Origin of the sequence: Methylobacterium tardum (assembly GCF_023546765.1) — a bacterium.
GTDB classification, from domain to species: domain Bacteria; phylum Pseudomonadota; class Alphaproteobacteria; order Rhizobiales; family Beijerinckiaceae; genus Methylobacterium; species Methylobacterium tardum.
Map to the genome: position 1 here is coordinate 5,743,266 of NZ_CP097484.1, position 23,960 is coordinate 5,767,225.

General features: G+C 67.2%; 8 protein-coding genes and 2 pseudogenes. 6 read left to right on the forward strand and 4 right to left on the reverse strand.

Annotated elements, in window-relative coordinates:
• Positions 1-58: 58 nt before the first annotated feature.
• The 3 genes and pseudogenes from M6G65_RS27475 (at position 59) to M6G65_RS27485 (ending at position 3,864) form a co-directional block, all read left to right on the forward strand.
• Positions 59-1,189 (forward strand): cation:proton antiporter, encoded by a 1,131-nt coding sequence (locus M6G65_RS27475; RefSeq protein WP_250103126.1) that lies wholly within the window; start codon positions 59-61, stop codon positions 1,187-1,189.
• Positions 1,174-1,338, forward strand: a pseudogene (locus tag M6G65_RS27480) (diguanylate cyclase domain-containing protein); the annotation flags it as partial. The gene M6G65_RS27475 and the pseudogene M6G65_RS27480, both read left to right, overlap by 16 nt.
• Positions 1,339-1,599: 261 nt before the next feature.
• Positions 1,600-3,864, forward strand: a complete 2,265-nt coding sequence (locus tag M6G65_RS27485) for an ATP-binding protein (protein ID WP_250103128.1) — start codon at positions 1,600-1,602, stop codon at positions 3,862-3,864.
• Positions 3,865-3,904: 40 nt separating this feature from the next.
• Here the strand turns inward: M6G65_RS27485 and M6G65_RS27490 are convergent, their stop codons facing one another.
• Together M6G65_RS27490 and M6G65_RS27495 are read right to left on the reverse strand one after the other, a co-directional pair.
• On the reverse strand, positions 3,905-4,180 hold the full coding sequence (locus M6G65_RS27490) for a response regulator (protein WP_250103129.1): 276 nt from the start codon (positions 4,178-4,180) through the stop codon (positions 3,905-3,907).
• A gap of 17 nt (positions 4,181-4,197) precedes the next feature.
• Positions 4,198-4,628 (reverse strand): annotated as a pseudogene (locus M6G65_RS27495) (IS5 family transposase); the annotation flags it as partial.
• Positions 4,629-5,351: 723 nt separating this feature from the next.
• On the opposite strand from M6G65_RS27495, the gene M6G65_RS27500 reads away from it, so the two are divergent.
• The gene (locus M6G65_RS27500; protein WP_238199567.1) at positions 5,352-7,274 is read left to right on the forward strand and encodes a putative bifunctional diguanylate cyclase/phosphodiesterase; all 1,923 of its coding nucleotides are present in this window, start codon (positions 5,352-5,354) and stop codon (positions 7,272-7,274) included.
• A gap of 405 nt (positions 7,275-7,679) precedes the next feature.
• Here M6G65_RS27500 and M6G65_RS27505 read toward each other — a convergent pair whose 3' ends face one another.
• Together M6G65_RS27505 and M6G65_RS33585 are read right to left on the reverse strand one after the other, a co-directional pair.
• Positions 7,680-9,476, reverse strand: coding sequence for a putative bifunctional diguanylate cyclase/phosphodiesterase (locus M6G65_RS27505; RefSeq protein WP_238199563.1), 1,797 nt, complete (start codon positions 9,474-9,476; stop codon positions 7,680-7,682).
• Between the two features lie 730 nt (positions 9,477-10,206).
• Positions 10,207-15,375, reverse strand: a complete 5,169-nt coding sequence (locus tag M6G65_RS33585) for a S8 family serine peptidase (protein ID WP_284042362.1) — start codon at positions 15,373-15,375, stop codon at positions 10,207-10,209.
• 1,655 nt (positions 15,376-17,030) lie between these two features.
• Between M6G65_RS33585 and M6G65_RS27520 the strand changes: the two genes are divergently transcribed.
• Entirely contained in the window at positions 17,031-18,386 is a 1,356-nt protein-coding gene (locus M6G65_RS27520; RefSeq protein ID WP_250103130.1) for an amidase family protein, read from the forward strand.
• A complete protein-coding gene (locus M6G65_RS33590; protein WP_284042363.1) occupies positions 18,356-23,488 on the forward strand; it encodes an autotransporter domain-containing protein in 5,133 nt (1,710 codons plus the stop codon). The genes M6G65_RS27520 and M6G65_RS33590 overlap by 31 nt, the downstream gene beginning before the upstream one ends.
• Positions 23,489-23,960: the final 472 nt, after the last annotated feature.

Sequence of the window (23,960 nt, forward strand, 5' to 3'; positions counted from 1 at the left end):
CGGGCCGTCCGGCGCAGTTCTGCGCGTTCCGGATGGCCGCGGGCGGGAAAGACAACCCTTGATCTCGATCTTCGACCTGGCGGCGCTGCTGCTCACGCTCTCGGCCGTGTTCGGATGGCTGAACCGCCGCTTCCTGCGCATGCCGCACAGCATCGGCCTGCTGGTGATGGGGCTGCTCGCCTCGCTCGCGCTGGTGCTCGCCGACGTCACCTTCCCGGGGCAGCACCTCTACGAGGATCTCATCCGCGTCCTCGATCAGGTCGACTTCACCGGCGTGGTCATGAACGGCATGCTGGCCTTCCTGCTCTTCGCCGGGGCCCTGAACCTCGACCTCGGCGCCCTGCGCGACCGCGCCTTCGCCGTGGCCATCCTGGCGCTTCTCGGGACGCTCGTGTCCACCGCCGTGGTCGGCGGGATGTTCTGGGCGGCGGGGCAGGCGCTCGGCAGTCCGGTGCCGCTGGCCTGGTCCTTGGTGTTCGGGGTCCTGATCAGCCCGACCGACCCCGTCGCCGTACTGGCCACCTTGAAGAACGTGAAGGTGCCGGAAGCCCTCGAAGTGGAGATGCAGGGCGAGGCGCTGTTCAACGACGGCATAGGCATCGTGCTGTTCACGGTATTGCTCGCCCACGCGGCTGGCTCGGGTGGCAAGGCAATGAGCGTCGGCAAGGTCACGACACTCCTCCTGCATGAAGCCGGGGGCGGCGTGCTCCTGGGCGTCGTGACCGGCTACGTCGCCTACCTGGCGATGAAGGCCATCGGCGATTTCCCCGTCGAGGTCCTGATCACGCTGGCCCTCGTCACCGGGACCTACGCGCTCGCCCAGAAGCTCGGGACGAGCGGTCCCCTGGCCGTGGTCGCGGCGGGGCTTCTCGTCGGCGAGCGGGCGCCGCGCTACGCGATGAGCGACACCACCCAGAAATACGTCTCGGCCCTGTGGACGCTCGTCGACGAGGTCCTGAACTCAGTCCTGTTCCTGCTGATCGGCTTGGAGGTTCTCGTCCTGCGCTTCCAGGTCTCTAGCTTGGCGCTGGCCGCCTGCGCCGTCCCCATCGTGCTGGTCGCGCGCCTCGTCGCGGTCTCGGCTCCGGTCCTGCTGTTCCGCTGGGGCGGCAACCTCTCGCTCGGCAACGTGCCGTTCCTGACCTGGGCGGGCGTGCGCGGCGGCATCTCGGTGGCGCCGGCACGGTGACGGTAAGCATCGGCCTGGCGACCGGCCCCGGCGCAGACCGGGAAGGAGCCGAAGCGCTGTACAGCGCCGCCGACGTGGCCCTCTACGAGGCCAAGGCCGGGGGGCGCAACCAGACCCGGTGCCCACTTTCTCGGATGCCGCGGCCGTGACGCTCCGCCTCGTCGGCACGTGAGCCGACGGTGCGCGCCTCCCCGGAGGCTTTCCCGAGCCGGTAGGCGCGAATCGAGCGATGACGCTACGCGGCGTGTGCTCCCGAGGCCGCGAACATACCGCATCCCCTGGGCGATGCGCTCCCTTGTCAGGCTTCGGGTTCTGCCGTCAGGTACACCGGGTCGGTGAAGACTGGGAAAGAGACCGGATGACCCGCACCTGAGCCGAACCAGCACGCCAGTAAGTCGAGCCCAACCCAGATGACCGAGAGCGTCACGTCCGAGTTCCCGCTCTTCCTCTCCGGCGGCATGCGGATGGGGGCGATGATGCGCTCCCACGACTGGTCCGGCTCGCCACTTGGGCATCCGGACACTTGGCCGCCATGCCTGCGCTCGACCGTGAGCCTGATGCTCGGCTCGCGCTTCCCGATGTTCGTGGCCTTCGGACCCGAGCTCGGCTTGCTCTACAACGATGCCTACGTCGAGATCCTCGGCGACAAGCACCCCCGCTCCCTCGGCGACCGGTTCCGCGACGTCTGGGCGGAGATCTGGCCCGATATCTCGCCCCTTGTCGACAAGGCGCTCTCCGGCGAGCCGACCTGGTCGGAGAACATGCCGCTGCTGATGAACCGGCATGGCCGCGACGAGCCGACTTGGTTCACCTTCTCGTACTCGCCGCTGCGCGACGAGGAGGGCAGGATCGCGGGCATGTTCTGCGCCTGCACAGAGACCACCGGGCGCATCCAGGCCGAGGCGGCCTTGCGCGCCAACGAGGCGCGCCTCGGGTTTCTCGACCGGCTCGGGAAGGAGACCGCGAAGGTCACCGACGCGGACGAGATCCTCGCCACGACCACCCGCATGGTTGCCGAGCACCTCGGCCTCTCCAGCTGTGCCTACGCCGACATGGACCCTGACGAGGACGGGTTCACCATCCGGGGCGACTGGGCGGCTGAGGGCTCGCCTAGCATCGTCGGCCACTACAGCCTCGCGGACTTCGGAAAGCGTGCCGTTCAAGATCTCGGCGCAGGGCGGCCCCTGGTCATCCACGACAACCTCGCGGAACTGGCGCCCGAGGAGGCCGCCACTTTCCAGGCCATCGGCATCGCGGCCACAATCTGCATGCCGCTCGTCAAGGATGGGCGCCTGACGGCGCTGATGGCCATCCACGACCGGGTTGCCCGCGCCTGGACCGATTACGAACTCGCGCTGATCACCGAGGTGACGGAGCGCTCCTGGGCGCACATCGAGCGCGTGCGGGCAGCCGCGAACCTCGAAGCCCTGAACGCGACGCTTGAGCAGCGCGTCGAGGAACGGACCTCGCAACTTGTCGAGGCCGAGGCGGCGCTGAGGCAGTCGCAGAAGCTTGAGGCCGTAGGGCAGCTCACGGGGGGCGTGGCGCACGACTTCAACAACCTGCTGACCATCATCCGCTCGTCAGTGGATTTCCTGCGCCGCCCCGACCTCGCCGAGGACCGCAGGAACCGGTACCTGAACGCTGTCTCCGAGACGGTCGACCGGGCCGCCAAGCTGACCGGCCAACTCTTGGCGTTCGCCCGGCGCCAGACCCTGAAGCCCGAGACGCTCGACGTCGGCGCGCGACTCGCCGGGGTAGCCGACCTGCTCGATACGGTCACCGGCGCCCGCATCAGGGTGGAGACCGACTTGCCGGACCAACCGTGCTTCGTCCGCGTGGACGTCAGCCAATTCGAAACCGCGCTCGTGAACATGGCGGTGAACGCGCGCGACGCCATGGATGGGGAGGGGGCGTTGACCCTGTCCCTCCGGTGCTGTGTGCCGTTGCCGCCGATCCGCGGCCATGTCGGAGCGGCCGGGCCCTTCGCGGCTGTGTCGCTGCGCGACACCGGCTCGGGCATCCCGCCAGACCTGCTCGCCCGCGTGTTCGAGCCGTTCTTCACGACCAAGGACGTCGGCAAGGGAACCGGGCTCGGCCTGAGTCAGGTCTTCGGCTTCGCCAAGCAGTCCGGCGGCGACGTGGACGTGCATAGCGCACCCGGGCAGGGAACGATCTTCACGCTCTACCTGCCCGAGGTCGAGGCCGAGACCGTCCCCGGCGTGGTCGCCGCCGAGGCTGGCCCGCTCGAACCCGGCGGCTCGGGTCAGCGGGTGCTAGTGGTCGAAGACAACATCGAGGTCGGGCGCTTCGCCACCCAGATCCTGCAGGACCTCGGCTACGCGACGACCCTGGCGGGCAACGCAGAGGAGGCTTTGGACAGGCTCGGGCCGGACGGCGACGACTTCGACGTGGTGTTCTCGGACGTGGTCATGCCGGGCATGGGCGGGATCGAACTCGCGCGGCTCCTCAAGCGGCGCCTGCCGGACCTGCCGGTGGTGCTGGCCTCGGGCTACAGCCACGTCCTGGCACGGGAGAGCTCGACCGGCTTCGAGCTGCTGCAGAAGCCCTACTCGGCCGACCAGGTCTCGCGCATGCTGCGCAAGGTCCTAGGGCGGAGGCTGGTCACGGATGCCGAGGGGGAGGCTGACACGGCCAGAAGCGACGTGCATTAACCGGATTCCGGGTCATGCCGCCTTGCGTTCGCCGCGGCGTTCAACCGGGTCCGGCCGCCGCGAGGTGCCAGCCTTCCTCGCCCAGTTGGGCCCGGATGCCCTTGGCGAGCTCGGCCATGTCGAACGGCTTCATGTAGAGCGGGTAGCCGAGCTCAGTCGCCCGTGCCGCCGAGGTGCTGTAGCCCGCCACCAGGATCACCGGCAGCGTCGGCCAGCGCCGGCGCGCCTCGTTGGCGAAGGCGAGCCCGTCCAGGCCGCCGTGCATGATCAAGTCGCTGACCAGGATGTCGGCACCATCCCGCTCAAGCAGGTCCAACCCGGCCTGGGCGCTGTAAAGGCGATCGCGTGGCCGGCGCCGTCAGCGATCACGCAAGCTTTGGTGCCATAGCCGCCACGCGATCGGCCAAGAGCTTCACGATCGTCTCGCTCGGCTGCAGATTCTCCCTTTTAGCGGCGCCTGCCGCGTTCTGGTGCGCACGCATGTTGCTGCCGTCGAGGAACACCATGCCCAGCTGAACGCTGCGCTCCTGCACAAGGCCGAGCAGACGTTCCCGCACCCCACCGCGCGATCAGCGGATGAAGATCTGCGCGGCTCGCAACCATGGCCCCAGCTCGCGCGGGATTGCACGCCACTTGGCACCGTTCTGATGGCGCCACAGAATGGCCGAGAGTGTGCGCCGCAGGTCCTGCGGCGGTGTCTTCGCCTTCGGCCGGCAAGCCTCGACCAGGGGCTCCAGAACAGCCCATTGCGCGTCGCTCAGCATCGTCCCTCCTCAGGCCGGAGGCACAAAACGCATGCCGCACCAGATGGTTCAAGTGACGACAGGCCCTAGTCGCAGCGGCCGAGAAGCTCGTCGGCCCATCACAGCGCAGCGAGCGGTGAGGCGCGTAGCGGGCAATCCGGGAACATCAGCTTCTGGTTGCAAAGCGGCGTATCGCGGCAGATCGACGGAATGCCAGTTTTCCGCTCCAAGTTGAAGTTGTCGGATGGCCGATGAACAGCTGCTTTCGGGAAACGCTGATGTCTGTCGGTTCGGCCAACGTGGGTTGGTAGAGATCCGTCCGCTTCTCCAGCGGGTCCACTCCAAAGCGGATATTCCGTTCCCGGACTTTGTTAGTCGTCGCGCAGCACCCGTGGGAACGTCTGCGATGGGTGGGTTTCTGCCCGTCCGCTTGCGGGAGCTCACGACACAAAACTGAACGTGTACCCAGATGGTGCTGGTCGGCGGTTTCGCCTTTTCTGAACACGGTGAACCGAACTCGGCAGAAGCTCATAACACTGCTTCTCAGCTGCTTCGGCACGAGCAGCACGGCTCGGGCTAGACTGAACAAAAAACAACATTGTTCGAAAGAGCACATAAGTCTCGATCATCTTACCCGTGCGCTACGACATCGGCGGCCGCAAGTTGCTCTTAACGGTTGCTCGCTAGGATTGTAGATCCTCCGCGCATGCACCGACCATGATCAGCCTTAGCCGCCTGCACGCGATGCTGAATGCAGCGCGGACTCGAACCGAAACGGATCTGACCTGCGTCCGCCAGCTTGTGGAATTGCGCAGGCAGATCCCGACCCTCTACGGCCTTCTTTCTGTCAACGCATGTGCGCTCGCCATAACGCATCATCCTCTGGCGCCCGCTTTTCTGACACTCGGAGTACCCGGCGCTCTGGTCGTGCTCTGCATGGTCCGCGCGGTGCGGTGGTGGCGAATGTGCCCGGAGACGATCAGCGAAGAGCAGGCTACCCGTCAGCTTCGCCAAACGACCGCTTTGACGGCCCTCTTTTCCATCGCCTTCGTGAGTTGGGCGATGATCCTGAACGGGTATGGCGGCCCCTATGAGCAGGGCCATGTGGCGATCTTCGTCGCCGTTACAGTGATCGCATGCATCTTCTGCCTGACACACTTGCCCGTCGCTGCGTTCCTCGTGACCGGCATCGTGATGAGCGTCTTCCTGTACTGCTGCATCACGAGTGGCAATCATGTTTTCTTGGCTATCGCCGTCAACACGGCCTTCGTAACCGTAGTTATGGTCCGCGTTCTCAACAACAATTTTCGGGCTTTCGTCCAACTCGTCGCATCGCAGGCTGAAGCGAGCCGTCTCTCAGAGGAAAACGCCCGTCTCGCCAACACGGACAGTCTGACTGGCTTGCCCAATCGACGCTATTTCTTTCAGAAGCTCAACGAGTTGCTGGAGACATCCGGTGAGGCCGACTCGCTCTTTGCGCTGGCCATTTTCGATCTCGATCGCTTCAAACCGATCAATGACACGTACGGACACAACGTCGGCGACCGCGTCCTAGCTGAGACGGGGCGACGCCTCGCGGCGTTCACCAACACTGGCGTTATTGTCGCGCGATTGGGCGGCGACGAGTTCGGACTGCTCGTCCGTGCGCCGGGGCCGCCTGCAGAGATCATCGCCTTCTGCGACAGCATCTGCTCGGCGTTGCAGGCGCCGATCCGTGTCGGCGATATCCAGGTCATCACGGGGTGCTCTGGTGGCTTGGCGAAATATCCCCGAGCCGGACGCGAAGCTGACTCGCTGTTCGATCGTGCCGATTACGCGCTCTATCACGCGAAGGAACACCGCCGCGGCAGCACAACCTTCTTCTCACAGGAGCACGAAGACGCGATCCGAGCCGAGCGTGCTGTGGAGGCCGCTCTGCGCGTGGCCGATCTTGCCGCTGAGATGGAGATGCACTACCAGCCAATCCTCGACACTAGGTCGGGCGCCATCGCGCTCGTCGAGGGGCTGGCGCGGTGGACCAGCCCGACGCTCGGCCGTGTCTCGCCGGATCGCTTCATCGCCGCGGCGGAGCGCTGCGGCATGATCCACACCGTGACGCTGCTGCTCCTGCACAAAGCGCTCGGCGATTGTGCGCGGCTGCCGCCAGCGGTGGGCCTATCATTTAACCTTTCCGCCCACGATCTCGCCTCGCCGGAGACGGTGATCGCGATCCTCGCCGCGGTGCGCCTCAGCGGTCTCGACCCGCGCCGGCTGACATTGGAACTCACGGAGACCGCGCTGATGCGCGACTTCGAACAGGCCAAGGACGCCATCATCACGTTGCGGGCCCTGGGCATCAAGGTCGCCCTCGATGATTTCGGCACGGGCTATTCCAGCTTGGGCTACGTCCACCGTCTGCCGTTGGACAAGATCAAGATCGACCGCAGCTTCATGGCCGATATCGACACCGACCTTGGCTGCAGTCTGATCTCCACGATCATCGACCTCTGCCAGAACCTCGGCCTTGACGGGATCGCCGAAGGTATCGAGACGGCTGACCAGTTGGACGCAGCCCAGCGGCACGGCTGCCGCTATGTCCAGGGTTATCTCCTCGGCAAGCCGATGCCGATCGTCGACCTTCTTCAAAAGCTTGACCGGGATGCGGAGGTGGAGCGGCTTCATGCGTGACGGCCAGCCAGGTGCAACGCCACGAGCCGGTAGACAGCCGCTTCCGTCCACTTCCTCTCATTGATGTCGACGGATCCCGAGCTCCCTTTCGGGCGGCTGTGACATGAGGCTGTATGACTAAATTGGGTCGGTAGGCGCCCGTCCGCTTCTGGGGTGGGCCTGCTCCGAAGCGGACCAGCCGCTTTCGGCCAGTATCAGTCGTCGCGAAGCGCCCGCGGGAACGTCTCCGATGGGTGGATTACCACCAGTCCGTTGCCGGGCGACGACGCATGGAAGCGGACATGGCTGCCGCGCCCGCTCCCAACCCGTAGCACGACCCGGTGGGCCCAATTTCCGCTATTTGGTAAACCGGAGCCACACCGTGAGTGCGCCCTCCCGAAGCAGCGCGCACCAAAAGGCCGTGACTCAGACGTTGCGTTCAGCTGCAGGCCGGATACCCGGTTCGTGTTCCTGAAGCCAAGTCGCGAACTGCCCGACTTCCAGCGGGCGTGCGAAAAGATAGCCCTGCCCCTCGTCGCACCTCATCGAGAGGAGCCGATGGGCCGCCTCGACGGTCTCGACCCCCTCGGCGACCACCCGGTAGCCGAGATCGTGCGAGAGGCCGATCATCGAACGGACGAGCGACGACTCCCTGTCACCTTCGTCAAGCTTGAGCACGAAGCTGCGGTCGATCTTCACGACATGAGCTGGCAGATCCTGGAGGTACGCGAGGCTGCTGTAGCCGGTGCCGAAATCGTCGATGGCGAGGCGCACCCCGGCGGCGGCGAGTTCGTCCAGCTGGCGCCGCGCTTGGGCAGCGTCCTGCATGATCGCGCTCTCGGTGACCTCCAATTCCAGCCGCTCCGGTTCCAGACCATGGCGCCGGAGCGCGTCCTGGACGGACCTGCCGAAATCCGCCTCGTGCAGGTTGGCGGCCGAAACGTTGACCGAGATCACGATCTCGTACCCGTCCTCACGCCAGCGCCGCGCCTGCGCGAGCGCCGTTTCCAAGACGAAGGCCGTCATGGCCTGCGCATGGGGCGAATGCTCGATGACCGGAACGAACTCGCCGGGGGATACCGGGCCTAGGTCCGGGTGACTCCAGCGGAGTAGCGCCTCCGCGCCGACGCACCGCCCTGTGGGCAGATCGATGCGCGGCTGGAATACGAGCCGCAACTGGTCACCGGCGAGCAGCGCCGGTCCGAAGTCCTGCAGCAGCCGATATCGGCGCTGATAAGCCTCGTCGGCGACGGGTGAGTAGACACTGACGAGATCGGGCGACGAGCGGGCGTCCTGGACCGCGCTGTAGAGCGCCCGAAGCACGTCCTGCGGACCCGTGGATCGGGGCGTGAATACGGCCACGCCGATGGCGCTGGTCAGAAGCGTTCCGGTCATGGAGAGCTGCCGCTCCCGCCGATGGCCATCCGCCAAGCGCGGGACATATTCGTCCCGCCTGACGCCCCGGGGCGCCAGGAAGGCGAACTGCGTGGCCGCCGTGTGGTAGAGCCTGCGATCCGATCCGAGTAGCCCCCGAAGTTGCCGAGCCGCATCTCGAACCAGATCGTCGACGCGCCCCGGGCCCATGACGCGGGCATAGTCGCTGATCTGCTCGGGACGGGCGAGGTCCACGAGCACGACAAGCCTCGCCTCGTCCGGATGCTCGGCGGCGAGATCGGCCAAATCGTCCAGGAACTGGTTGCGGCTCGGCAAACCGCTGAGCGGGTCGACCCTGCCGAAGGCATGCTGCAACTCGATCTGCGCCATGACCATCGCGGCGAGATCCTTGAGGGCGGCAACCTCGGATTCGTTGACGGAGCGTGGCTCGGTACCCAGAACGCACAGGGCGCCAAGCCCGTAACCTTCGCGCGTGACCAGCGGCGCGCCGGCATAGAAGCGGATGCCGCTTCGGCCGAGCACGCTGTCAGCGTACCAGGCATCCTCCTGGATGTCGGGGATCACGAGAACGTCGGCCGTTTCGGCCACCTGTCCGCAAGGTGCTTTCTCACGCGGGATCGAACAATGTTCGACGCCGACGCGCGACTTGAACCATTGCCGGTCGCGGTCCGTCAGCGACACCGCGGAGATCGGCAGGTTGAAGATCTGGCTAGCCATCCGCGTGATGCGGTCGAAGCTCTCGCTCGGCGGCGTGTCGAGCAGATCGAGCTGCTGAAGAGCGATCAGGCGCTCTTCCTCAAACCGCCCGGTGTGCAGGTTCCCAGACATCGAGCGACTGCAGGCCTCCATGCGGCGAAGCGACGGGCGAGGTTTGACCCGTTCAAGGCTTCAGCTCGCCCTGGCCTATCTGAACGAATAGACCTTGCTAGTTCCTGTTTGCGGCAGGATGACCACCCTAAATCCTTAACGTCGTGTGACCGCAGTTTGAAATGACCGGATCAGATGCCTCCCGCGGTGTGGTGCCGAAAGTAGCGGTGAGACCTGATTGGATCGCGGGAGGAGCGTCTGCTTTTCGGTGGGACCGCTCCGAAGCGGACCGGCGGCTTTCGGTCGGATCCGGTCGTTAGGGCGGGTCAGGCCGCCGTTAAGCAAACCTTCCGAACCCCGAGGGTGGTCGACAGCGGCAGTTAAAGCCCGGCATGCTGGGGTCTGGTTCTCACACATGTCGAAGTCGCGGGCCAGCACATCGATGTTCTCTTCAGAAGTCTGGCGAAGGTTCCGAAGTGTCGAGATGGATGTTAGACTCGGTACTCACCACATTACGAAATTACCGACGAAGAACTTACTTGTACGTTCGGGCGTATCAGCAGCTCAAGCCAATCGGTGAGTACGGTCTGCTCCGATCAAATAGACCTGATCAATTCAAGCCAAAAATAGGTCTTTCGATCCATTGGAACGTCTACCGAGCGGTTATTCCACTCCGACGATCCAGATCTCGATTTCCTATATTACATTTTCATAACATACGGTATGAAACTGGATCTGAAACTAACCCCGCTCACCAGCGATACGAGAGGCTGCCCTTGACGGCGTGGTCACTCGTCCGCGCCCCGATCTGGCCGTCGTAGCTCAAACCCACCACTGTTCCCGGCGCCACCGCCCAGTTCAGGCCTGCGGTCACCATGGCCGCGTCCGGGGCCAGCGGCGCGCCGGCCGTCCGGAAGGCCGTGCTGCCGCGGAACGCCAGCAGCGCGGCCGGCACCACGTCCCCGAACGCCCGCCGGTAGCCGATCAGACCCTGCGCCAACAGTGGGCCGGCGCCCCCGAACAGATCTGCCACCACCGTCTGCGCCTGAACGCCCGCCGTGGCCGTCTCGATCATGTCGGTCCGCCCGAATACTGCCAGCGCCGCCGAGCCACCCGTCTCGGTAAAGCGGTCCTGGCGCAGGCGCAGCGCCGCCACGCCCACGAACGGCTCGACATAGTGCTCGGCCCCGCCGATTCGGTAGCCTAACTCGCCGAAGCCCTGCAGCGTGCTGCCTCCGTCGCGGCCGCTGACTGCCTGCGAGAAGCCCGGGAACAGCACCGTACGGCGGGTGTCGAGAGCGTCCCTGCCATACATGGCCCCGAGCCGGACCTGCACGGGTCCGAGCGTTCCGGTGACATAAGCGGCGCCGAAGCTGCCCTCGATCCGACCGGACGACTGGCGGGTGGTCGCGTCGAACTGCGTGACGCCGGAGCCGCCCGCCACGCCGAGGCGCCAGCCGTCGAGGCCTGAGCCCAGCCTGTCGCCGAGCACGCCCGGGCCGGTCTCGGCGCCGAGCACGAAGCCGCCGGTCTCCCGGCTGAGGCGGGCAGTGTTGCGAGTGGCGTCGCTCGCACCGAATACCCCGAAGGCTTGGCCCCAGACGGTGTAGCGCGGCGCGAGCGGCCGCACCGGCACGAGGCCGGTGGCAGGCTCGTCCGGAGTGAAGGCAGTGTAGCCGGCCGGCAGGGTGGTGCCGGGGGCGAAGTGCTGGCCGGCAGCGCCTGTCAGGCCGGGACTGCCGGCCGAACCGGCGCCGAAGCGCAGGTGTTCGAGCAGGGTGCCCTGCGCGGCGAGGGCGCTCTGCGCCCGCACGATCACGGCTGAGCCCTGGATCTCGCCCGACAGGCTGTTGAGCGCCCGCACGGCGCCGGACGCGGTCTGGTTCAGGAGCGCCGTGGTCACCTGCGCGGCCGGGCTCGACACGACCGTCGTCGTGCCGGTGCCGGTGCTCACCGCGGTCGTGACAGTGCCCGTGGCCGACACGCTCGTCGTCACGGCGGGGCGCGCCCCGCCGGCCGTGGTCGGCGTGCTGGTGACGGTCGGCCCGGTGCCGTTGAGGGCACTCGCGATTCTGGCCTGGTTCGTGGTGGTGGCCGCGCTGGTGAGCGGCGCCGTCTGGGCGAAGCCGAGGGCGATGCCGTGGGCCTCGTAGCTCAGTGACGGCGTCAGGAAGGCGAGGTTGCTCGTGGTCTGCAGGCTGGTGAACTGGCCGGTGATTCCGCCGGTGGCGGTAAGCAGCGTGTAGCGCAGGGCCGGCGTGTAGGTGCCCGAACCCGCCAGCACCTGCACGGTGCCGCCCTGGATCGTCACCGGGCCGGTCACCGCGGTGCGGTCATCGGACGTCGGCGTGATCCGGACCGTGTAGAACGCGCCCGGCGCGAAGGTCAGCGGGCCGGTGATCGACAGGGTGCCGATCGCCGCGGCGCTACCCGGCGCCAGCCGCCCGCCGGCCTCGATCAGCGGGTCGCCGATCTTGCCCGTGCCGGACAGCGTACCCCCGCGCCGGACGGTCACCTCCGAGGCGGTGAGCACGCCGTCGATCTCCAGCGTGGCGTCCGCCACCGTGGTGGCACCCGTGTAGGTGCTGGTCCCGGTCAGGATCTGCCGGCCGCCGGTCAGGCTCAAGCCGCCGGTACCGGTGATCGTACCGCCGAAGCTGCCGCTGGCGTCGGCCAGGGTCAGGGTCTTGGTGCCGATGGTGATGGTGCCGGCCTGCCCGGTGGCGTCGGTGAGGCCGGCGATCGTGGTGCCGGTCCCGGTCAGGCCAGAGATGTCGAAGCTGGCGCCGGCGGCCAAAGCCACCCCGCTGGAGGCGGCGATCGTACCGGCGGCGGCCAGGGACAGCGTACCGCCCGCGATCGTGGTGAGGCCGGCGTATGTGCTGGCCCCGGTCAGCGTCTGGGTGCCCGCCGTGAGGGTCAGGCCGCCGATGCCGGTGATGCTTCCGCCGAAGCTGCCCCTGGCGTTGGAGATCGCGAGCGTTCTGGCGCCGAGGGTCACGGTGCCGGCTTGGCCGACGGCCGTGTCGGTAAGGCCGGCGATCGTGGTGCCGGTCCCGGTCAGGCCAGAGATGTCGAAGCTGGCACCGGTGGCCAAAGCCACCCCGCTGGAGGCGCTGATCGACCCGGCCCCGGCGAGTGCGAGGGTGCCGCTCCAGACCGTGGTGGCGCCCGTGTAGCTGCTGGCGCCGGTGAGGATCGCGGCGCCGCCGCCAACCTTCGACAGACCGTAGCCGCTGCCGCCGTCGCCGATGGTGCCGGAGACGGTCAGGATACCACGGCCGCCGAGCGCGGCGTTGCCGGCCAGCGTGATCGCCCCCGACACGCCCGCCGTGCCGGTGCCGGTGAGCGCGCCGACGCCGCCCGCGCCGGTGCCCGCCAGCGTTAGGGTGTTGGCGAGGATGACGTTGCTCTCTTCGAGGGTGCCACCGGCGAAGACGGAGGCGACGGAGGTGCCCAGCGCCGCAGCGTCGGCCGCACTGAGTGTACCGGCTGCGATGGTGGTGGGGCCGGAGTAGGTGCTGGTGCCGGTGAGGGTGAGGGTTCCGGCCCCGGCCTTGGTCAGGCCTCCGGTCCCGTCGAGGGTGCCGGCGAAGGTGGTGGAGGTGCCGTCCCCTCCGGCGGTGAGGCGGGCGGCGCCGAGCGCGACGCGGCCCTGTCCGGCCAGGGATCCGACGGTCTCGCTGTCGGCAAGCGCCAGGGTGGCGCCGGCCGCGACGGTGACCGCGCTGAGGTCGCCGATGGCCTGCCCGCCCCGAGCCAGGAGGGTGCCGGCCGCGAGGGTGGTGGGGCCGGTGTAGGTGCTGGTGCCCGCCAGGGTGAGGGTACCTGGGCCGAGCTTGGTCAGGCTGCCGGGTCCGGAGAGGGCCTGGGCGAGGGTGAAGGTGTTGGCCGGGTCGGCGATGTCGAGGCCGCCGCCGTTCTGGCTCCAGGTGATCGGGCGGGTGGTGGCGGTGAAGGCGGTTCCGGTGACCTGGAGGGTTCCGCCGTCGAAGGCGAGGGGACCGCGGGCGGCGCCGAGGTTGGCGTCGCGCGCGACCGAGAGGGTGCCGCCCGCCAGGATGACGCCGCCCGAGAAGGTGTTGGTCCCGCTCAGCGTCAGCGTGCCCAGCCCGAGCTTAATCAGGCTGCCCTGCGTGGGCATGTCGGCGAACGAGGCGATCCGCGTTGTCTCGATCCGGGTCTCGGCCTTCCAATCCCGGACGATGAAAGCGATGGTGCTGTCGTAATCGGCGTCCGTGAGCCCTGAAAGATAGGTATTCAGGAGATTGCCCGCGTCGGCGCGGGAAGAGGCGTAGGCCGGGTCCGTGAGGGGCCAGACGCCGTCATAGCCGTTGGATCGGACGAAGGTCGCCAGGACCTGATTGGCGACGGGATCAGCGATGGCGGTCGTGATGGCGCCCAGGATCGCGGATTGGCTGCCGTTGCGCAGCGCGCTGACGACGCCGTCCAGCGCGGTCCGGCTGGCCGGAAGACCGGCCGTGAGGACCGGGGTCTGAAGGCGGGGATCAAGGGCCGCCTTGCGGGTGGCCCAGGCGGCGGTCTCGGCGTCGTTCTCCTGCCTGCGCTGGATCAGCGCATCCTCGGAGATGTCGTTGGACCATGTATCCTTCATGCCGGCCGGCAGGTTGGCGGCGACGGGGCCCAGGACCTGGCCGGGACCCCTCATGGCCTTGTCGAGGTCGATCACGCCCCAGCCCCAGACCGCGTTGGGCGCATTGGGGTTGGCGTCGGGCACGCCGTCGACGGCATCACGGTGATAGGCGGTTGTGAGCAGGACGTCGCGGGCCTGGGTGTTGGTCATGTACGGATAGCGCTGCATGATGACCGCCAGCGCCCCAGTGGCGTGCGGCGCCGCCATCGAGGTCCCATCGACTGTGGTGTAGCCGGTCTGATGGTTCGGATCGATACCCCAGTCATTGGCGCTCCAGACGGCACCCTGCGTGTAGGTCGGTGCTGTACTGTTGATTGCGTCGCCGGGAGCGACGACATACCAATACTTGGCGGCGCCGGCGCGGTTCGAGTATGAGGCGAGGACGAGATCCTCGGAGGCCGTGCTTCCGTTGGCGCCTCGTCCGGCCGCGCCGACCGCGAGCCAGTTCTTCTCGATCTCCGGCCGGAAATATGGCAGGGACGAGCGCACGTTCGGATTGTCCCAGCCAGTGTTTCCCGCAGCGAAGACTTGGATGATGCCATATTGCTTGGCCACATCGGACAAGGCATCGACGTAGCCGAGTTGGCCTTCGAATTTCGTGTAGGCTTGGCGTAAGCCTGGGAGGGTGTTGTAATTGTCCGTAGGCGGCGGGCTACCCCAGGACGAGTTGATCGCTCGGGCGCCGGCGGCCGCCAGACTGCCATAGGCGTTCTTGAAATACGCGTAGTCGGCGTTCGCTCCGTAGATGCTCTCATCCGTCGCATGCGTATTCGTCACGTAGACAGTCGCGTCGAATGCCACGCCCTGCATGCCGACGCCGTTGCGGGAGGCCGCAATTGATCCGCTCACGTGGGTCCCGTGCGGATCGTTGAAAGCGGAATCGTAAGTGCCGGGAACGTTGTAGGCCTCGCCCCGGCGGAAGAAACTCGGCTGCGGAGACCGGTCGTCCGGCGCCCCGGACCCGTCCATGAAGTAGTAGCCGTCCGATCCGAAGGTGCCGGTGATCGTGAGCGCCTTCACGCGGCCGTCGGCGAATTCGGGATGGGCGCTGTAGAGGCCCGAATCGACTACGCCGACCGTGACGCCCAAGCCCGTGTAGCCGGCCGCATAGGCGTCGGCGGCGCGCATCGCCTCCAGGCCCCAGTCGGCCCGATATTCCGGGGTGCGCCAGGACGCCGGATCGGTGCTGACTGTGCTCTGCGCAAGGGCGAGGTTCGGACTGGACCATCCTAAAGCCGCGAGGCCCAGGCTCGCACGCCATGACATCGATAGAACCAAATTCCGAAGACGCGTCTTTGCGGCTGTGAACAATGGAGATTCGATTTTCTTGTTCATTCAATCCGCCTGCGATCCGGAAAATTCAGATAAATTGAAGATATCTGGTCAAGTCGGACATAACATCAAACTTGAAGATCGATCTCATGCGCATATAAGATCTAAATCGTAACGTTGTAAGTGCGCAATTGGCGATTACAAACCTTGATGTATTTATATAAATGAGACATACAGCGAGATCATGAGGATCATTCCGCCGGAAATGACTGTGTTGATCGGGTGCCAGCTAATCGATTACATTGGTCGTTCTTCGTATTGGCATAAAAATTGCTCGGCCTTGAAATCGAGGTGAGGCGTCAATACTCCAGAGCGCTGTATTTTTGCCACACTTTCGCCGTCTGCCGGTGCCAAGTTGGCCCGTCTTTGGTCGAACGGGTTGCCCAGACGCGCCATGAGCGAGCAGGGAGTCTCGACCCGGCGCCTGAAGCCGCACTCATCGTGACGGACGGCCGCGAGCCGCAAACATGAGGCGGTCCGCCGTCGAGATGGACGGCGGTTCGGCGCAGCGACAGCACACCCCAGGAAGCTTCCAAGCTGGCGTGCGTGGACGGACCGACGCTTCGTCCGGACAAGTCATAGGTTGACCGAAGGCCTCTCGAAGCCGGCGGCCACTCTCGGGAGGCGCTCGATGCGCTCCCGCCCTGCCTGAAGAAGCTCGCGTTCGCGCCTGATGAGCGCGTCCAGCCGGTTGATGGGCCCGCCCGGCCGCTCCGGATCGACCTTCACACGAATTGGTCTGCAGTTTTCGACCGCGCCCTCTCGTGCAAAAGGGTCGCTCCGGCGGAACTGTGTCTATCGGACCACAGATCCGACTAAACGGTCACGGTTGGCGTGATTTGCACTCCGTCCGCACGAAGGCCTCTGGATCGCCGGAGGCAATTATTATGCCAAAACTGCAGAATGGCCGGATCTGCCGCAATAGGAAGCCAGATAAATTCTGGCATAACAAATTGAAAATCCTTCAAGTCGCCAATTTGCATGATTGATACAGTTATTATTGACGGCACTTGAACAATTTCAGAGTTGTTTCTTAATCTCATCGGCATGACCGTCGCAAAATTCACCGCCACTCTGCAGTGTCGTGACTTGGAAGCCCGGCAGAAACGTTTCGCCTGCGTGAAACTAACGCTCGCAATCGCCGCCAATCTATCTGCAACGACAGGTTCGATCGGGGGAACCAAGTGACCGGCGGTGGGCCGATCCATCGCATGGTGCCCGCGCACCGGACGCCCGGCCGCGGTTCCGGTTCCCGCCCTGCCGACAGGCGGAGCTTGGTCGCGCTCCGGCCATCCGTCTCTTCCCAGTCTGTCCGGCCGATCGAGACCGTGACGGCACCGGGATCGCGATCCCTCCTGGCGGATGCCCGGGCTCGGCCGTCGATGGCGGCGGGGCCAATGCGATTGCGGCCATCCGTTTCCGGAACTTTCCGGCGGCCGCATCGGGCCGCTCCCACCGAGACGCCGCACCGGCCGGAACACGGGTCCCGTCACCGAGGGCGAAGGCCCAGGTGAGTCCGTCCGCGGCTCGGATGCCGCGCCCTGGCCCGTCGAAAACGCTTGTCGAAATCACAGTTCCGGAGATCGACCATGTTCCTTGGCCTGCCCGCATCACGGGGGCGACTGCGCGTTTCCGGGGCCCTTCTCGGCGCCGTCTGGCTGACCGTGCCAGCCTCCGCGCAGGCAACCGATCCCCAGGACCAGCTCGCCCTGCGTGACGTCGTCCGCGCTGCCTATATCCGCGCCGGCCAGCCGAAGACCGACGCAGAGATCGATGCCTTAACGGTCTCCGCCCGGCCGCTGATGACCTTCAATCCGCGCGCCGCGACGGAAGCCGACATCGTCGGTCTCGTGGGCCGGCTCGGGTTCACGGATGCTTCGCTGCCGAAGTCGCCGGCCCCCGTCGCGCTGATGCGAACCCTCTCGAGCGATTCGCTGCCCGCTTACGGCGGCGTCGACCTGACCGGACGGACGGCCGTGGACCTTGCCGGCATGCTGCAACGGGGCGAGACGACGTCGCGCGAGATCGTGTTGCAGTACATGTACAAGATCCAGCAACTCGACCATGCGGGCCCGGCCTTGCGGTCCGTCGAGCAGATCAATCCGGATATCCTGGCGCTCGCCGATCAGGCGGACGCGCAGCGGATGGAGGCGCAGCGCCAGGGCCGGACGCTGCCGCCGCTCTTCGGCGTGCCCGTGCTGCTCAAGATGAATATCGGCACCGCCGACGATCTACGCACCACCGCGGGCTCGGCCGCCCTGATCGGATCCGGTCCAGCCGCCGACGCGACACTCGTGATCGGGATGCGGGAGCAGGGCCTGCTCATTATGGGCAAGGCCAATATGGGCCAGTGGGCCGGGTTATCGAGCAACAATCGCAGCGACACGGGCGGCCAGACGATCAGCCCGGTCGATCCGTCGATCGCGGTGGCCGGATCCAGCAGCGGGCCGAGCATCGCGGCCGCCATGCGCTTCGCGCCGCTCACCGTCGGATCACAAACCTCCGACTCGATCATCTATCCAGCCCAGCAGCAGGGTCTCTACGCCCTCAAACCGACTGCGGGCCTGATCAGCACGACCGGCATCGCACCCTATTCCCGGCAGATCGACACGGCCGGCCCCATGGGCAACAGCATCCATGACCTCGCCCTCGTCCTCAACGGGATGGTCAAGCTCGACACGACCGACACGCGCAGCAAGGACTTCGTCCGGCCTGCCGACTACAATGCCGGCCTGACCGGTGACCTGACCGGCCTGAAGGTCGGCATCTACAGCGCCACGTCTACCGAGGATCCTCAGCGACCCGCGCAATTTGATTCCCTCGTCGGCGGGATGCTGACGGCCGCGCACGCCGCCGTCGTGTCGCTCGATCGCGCGCTAGCGTCGACGCGGCGGTCAAGACGGCGGTCCTGGCAATGTCGGACGACGATCTCGTCCAGTTCGTGAAGCTTGCCGATTCGTCCGTGCAGATCCCGACCGATCCGGCCGCCAGGGCCGCGGTTCTGAACGATTTCCGGCAATCCTTCGGCGACGGGGCGAGGTGGGTCGAAGCCGCGACGACCGGGGCCTCACCATTCTACTTCTACGATGCCTACGTTTCGATTTCGAGCTACCTTGCCTCTCGTGTCTCTTCGCCAGACGATTACAAGAGCGCACTTGTCCGGCTGCTCGGAGACAAGTTCTCGCGGCTTAACGTGGACCCGAAGGTTTTCGCCCGCACGATCGACGATCTCGTGGCCTTCGCCCAGAAGAACCCCGGCCTCAGTGGCGATTCGGCCCTGGCTTTCCTGGCCTCGCAGAAGGTCGGCCCCTCCTACGTCTCCATCGACGAATTCAATCGCGCCTACGCGAACTGGATCCGGATCTCGACGGCGCTGATGTCGAATGTCCGCAATGTCCTCGGTATCGATGCGGTGGTCGGCTTCCTCGGCACGGACGACGACACCAACGACGGCCTCGGCCTGTTCAGCTTCTCGACGGAACAGACGTCCACGTCGCCCCAGCTCAACGTGCCCTTTCAGGTGGGCGGGGCGCAGGCGAACATCCTCATCGACGCCAATCCCTATCAGGAGCAGACGCTGTTGAGGATCGGCCAAGCCCTCCAGCAGCAACTGGGCTCCGATGCGTTCCGGCAATACCAAGCCGTGGCGCCCAATCCCCCTGCAACCGGGTATGGCAACGATCAGCCGGACGATTCCGGGCCGCTCCTGCCGCTCGTCCTCAAGAACCTCGACGACCATGGCCGCGCCACCAAGGCCCATCTGCTGACAACCGAGATGGCGCCGCTGGTGCTCGACGTCACCGGAGCGACCACGGCGCCGCACTTCGACGGGCGCATCTCCGGCAATGGCGGCTTGATCAAGGACGGGGCCGGCATTCAGCTCCTGACCGGGACGAGCGACTTCACCGGCGGGGTCTTCGTTTGGCGGGGCGGCCTTGCCGTCGACAAGACCGAGGCGCTCGGCGACCCCAGCAACACCGTGACGCTGGAAAACAAGAGCGCGCTGATCGCCGCCCGGAGCTTCGTGCTCGGACGGCCCATCATCCTGCGCGATGGCGGTACCCTCGGGGTACTCGCCGGCGCGACGCTCACGGAAGATGCGGTCGTGTCCGGCAATGGCGGCCTGTCCAAGACGGGCCTGGGCCGATTGAGCCTTCTGGCCGACAACACCTATACGGGCAGCACACAGATCCTGGCGGGCACCGTTTCGGTATCGCGGGAGGCGAATCTCGGCCAAGCCTACGGTGCAGTCACGATCGGCGACGGCGCCGCCCTGGAGGCGACGGCGAGCTTCACGTCCGCGCGCCCATTCACCCTGCAAGGTGTCTCGGGTCTGGCCATCGACCCGGCTCAGACCCTGACGGTGTCGAACGTCGTGTCCGGTCCGGGAATTTTGTTCAAGCTCGGGCTGGGCACGCTGATGCTGAGCGGGACCAACACCTTCTCGGGCGGCGTCGTCCTGGCGGGCGGCACCCTCTCGGTCGCGCGCGACGCCAACCTCGGCGCCGCCCGCGGTCCCCTCGCCTTCGACGGCGGAACCCTCCAGGTCACCGGAACCGCCTTCACCGCCACCACCCGCCCGATCACCTGGGGCCAGAACGGCGGCGGCCTCGACATCGCCGACCCGGCCAACACCTTCACCCTCGCCCAGGCCCTCTCCGGACCCGGCAGCCTGACCAAGCTCGGCCCAGGTACCCTCACCCTGGCGGGCACCAACACCTACACCGGCCCCACCACTCTCGCGGCCGGCACTCTCCTGGCTCGGGGCGGGCAGGCCATCGGCGACCTCAGCGCGGTCACCGTCGCGGCCGGCGCCACCCTGGCGCTTGCCGACAGCGAGACCGTCGGATCCCTGGCCGGACAGGGCCGCGTCGCGCTCGGCGCCGCCCGTCTCACCGTCGGAGGGGACGGCACCTCCACCACCTTCGCCGGCACCCTCGACGGGACCGGAGGCCTGACCAAGGCCGGGGCCGGAACCCTGACGCTGACGGCCGCCCACAGCTTCACCGGCCCGGCCACCCTGACGGTCGGCGGCCTCAGCCTCACCGCCACCGCCAGCCTCGCCGCCCCGGTGCTCACCCGGCCCGGCACCACCCTGCTCAACGCCGGAACCCTGGCCGGCGGCCTCACCAATGCCGGCACCGCGCTCAACACCGGCGCGATCGCAGGCGGCGTCGCCAATCTCGGCAGCCTGACCACCTCCGGCACGATCGTGGGCGGGCTGACCAACACCGGCACCGTGCTCGCCAGCGCCGGCCGGATCGACGGCGCAATCCGCAACGCGGCCGGGATCCTGACGATTTCCGGGCCGGTCGTCAGCGACGGCACCCTAGCCAACGCCGCCGGCGCGACCCTCGCGGTCACCGGCACCTACAGACTCAGCGGGTCGCTCACCAACACCGGCATCGTCGCGTTCGCCCCGACCGGCAGCCTCACGGCGCCCGCGGGGCTGAGCAATGCCGGCAGCCTCACGAACGCCGGGACGATCACCGGTAGCCTCGCTAATGCCGGTCAGGCGACCAACAGCGGCACCATCACGGGCGGGCTAACCAACGCGGGCACGGTGACGGCCTCCGCCGGCCGCATCGACGGCGCCATCCGCAACGAGGCCGGGCTCTTTACGGTCTCCGGCACGGTGACCAGCGACGGCACCCTCGCCAACGCCGCCGGCGCGACGCTGGCGGTCGCCGGCACCTACAGTCTCAGTGGGCGGCTCACCAGCACCGGCACCGTGACGGTCGCCCCGACCGGCAGCCTCACGGCGCGCGCCGGCCTCGGCAATGCCGGCAGCCTGTTCAACAGCGGCATCCTCGCGGGCGGGCTGACCAACACCGGCATCGTCACGGCCAGCGCCGGCCGGATCGACGGCGCCATCCGCAACGACGCCGGCACCCTCGCCGTCACCGGGGCGGTGGCCAGCGACGGCACCCTCGCCAACGCCGCCGGTGCCACCCTCGCGGTCACCGGCACCTACAGCCTCGCCGGACAGCTGACCAATGCCGGCACCGTCGCGGTCACCGACGGCGGCCGATTCCTGGCGGCCGGCATCGCCAATGCCGGCCTGCTCACCGTGGCGCAGAACGCCAGCGTCGTCGACGATCTGCTCAACACCGGCCGCCTCGTCAACGCCGGCAGCTACACCGCCGATGCCGTCAACGCCGCCGGTGCAACGCTCGTCAACACTGGCACCTTCACCACCGTCTCCACGCCCTTCGCCAATTCCGGCACCCTGATCAGCTCTGGCACCCTCACGGGTGGGCTGGCCAATACCGGCATCGTCCAGGCCTCGGGCGTGCTCGCGGGCGCGGTGAGCAACGCCCCCGGCGCCACGATCGCGGTCACCGGACCGACCACCGGCATCACCCGGCTCACCAATGACGGCAGCGTCGACCTCGGCCGCACCGACCTCGCGATCGGCTCGCTGGCCGGCTCGACGCCTGGGGCTGTGCTGGGCAACGGTCAGCTCACCGTCGGCGGCGACGGCGCCTCCACCCTCTATGCCGGCCGGATCGCCGACGGCGCCATGCAGACCAGCCTGACCAAGGTCGGGCCCGGAACCCTGACCCTGTCGGGGTTCAACGCCCTGTCCGGGCCGGTCCGTGTGCTCGGCGGTGAACTCGCCGTCACTGGGGCCCTGCCCAACGCCGCCCTCGCGATCGGGCCCGGCAGCCTACTCACCGGCGAGGCCCGGTTCGGCAGCGTGAGCCTCGGCACCGGCGCGACGCTCGCCCCGGGCATCGGCGCGGGGGCGCTGGGCCGGATCAGCGTGGCCGGCAATCTCAGCCTGGCGCCGGGGGCGCTCTACCGGGTCGATGCCACCGCGGACGGACGCGCCGACCGGATCGACGTCGGCGGCAGCGCCACGGTGGCGGGTGCCACCGTCCAGGCGGTCGCCGGCACCGGTCAATATGCCCCACGCACCCGCTACACGATTCTGACCGCGGCGGGCGGCGTGCAGGGGCGGTTTGCCGGGGTGAGCAGCAACTTCGCCTTCCTGACCCCGTTCCTGGGCTACGCCCCCGACGTGGTCACGCTGACGCTGGCGCGCAATGACCTCGACTTTTCCGCCGCGGCGCAGACGCGCAACCAGAGCGCGGTGGCGGGGGCCGTGCAGGCGGGGGCGGTCGGCTCACCGCTCTACGATGCGGTGGCGGTGCTCTCGGCGCCCCAGGCGCGGGCGGCCTTCGCGGCGCTGTCGGGCGACGGGCATGCCACCCTCGCTTCGATGGTGTTCGCCAATGCCGGCCTTCTGCGCGAGGCGGTGCTCGACCGCCTGCGGTGGGACACGGCACCGGCGGCGCGGCCGGGCGACCTGCCGGAGCCGGCCGTGAGCCTGTGGGGACAGGGGCTCGGCAGCGTCGGGCACGTGCGAACGGACGGCAACGCCGCCGGGCTGTCGCATTCCAGCGCGGGTTTCCTGCTGGGCCTGGACGCGCGGGTCGACACACCGCTCGGTGCCCTGCGCATGGGCGCGGTCGGTGGCAACCTGGAGTCCAGCTTTGCCAGCCCTGCCCAGGTGCAGACCGGCGCGCTGGCCAGCACGTTCGGGGGCATCTACGGCAGCCTGGAGGCGGGATCGGCCGTGCTGCGGTTCGGTGCGCTGGCGGCGGACGATCCGGCCCAGCTCCGGCGCGTGGTCGCGTTCCCGGGCCTGTCGGACAGCGCCATGGCGCGGCTGAGTGGGCACAGCGTCCAGGGCTTCGGCGAGGCCGGCTACCGGATCGGCCTGAGCGAGGCGGTGGAGCTGGAGCCGTTCGCGGGCGGGGCGGTAGTGTCGGTCACGCGCGAGCGATTCGGAGAGCGGGGCGGGGCGGCGACGCTGGCCGGCTTCGGGCAGGAGCACACGATGCCGAGCGCCACGATGGGCTTGCGGGTGCGCGGCGCAACTGGACCGCGACGGTTCTGCGCCGGCCTTCGTGCACGGGATGATCGCCTACCGGCGGTCGTTCGGCGAGCTGGTCACGACCGTGCCGCTGGCATTCCGGGGGACCGGGGCACGGTTCACGAGCCGGGGCCTTCCGCTCGACCGGGATGCGCTGGTGAGTGAGGTTGGGCTCAAGATTATGCTGGCGCCGGGCCTGAGCGCCGGGCTGTCCTATACCGGGCAGCTTGGGGTACGCGCCCAGGATCACGCCGCCAAGGGAAGCTTGGTGTACAAGTTTTAAAGACATTAATCGTGTGGCCTGCCCTCTGAAAACATCCTCCACATGGCACAAAGCCATACCTCAGGGACGACCACTTTCTAAGAGGGCAGGCCAGTTTTCGGCATACGATTCTTGATCAACCAAAATATATACAACAGACGATTGGATCTTCCAATCTGCGCTGTTAATGGCGGGTTGTGGGCCAGGGCCGCGGATGTAACCTCTATTCTCGACCGAAGGACGTCATCTTGGAATCGCCCTCCGCCGATGGCGGGGGATGATGTGCAGCCAGATGGTGCCGAACGAGATCCGGCAACCCTTTGCAAATCACGCGAAGCGTTCAGAGCTCCACTCACACCGAAGTAATACCCGAGG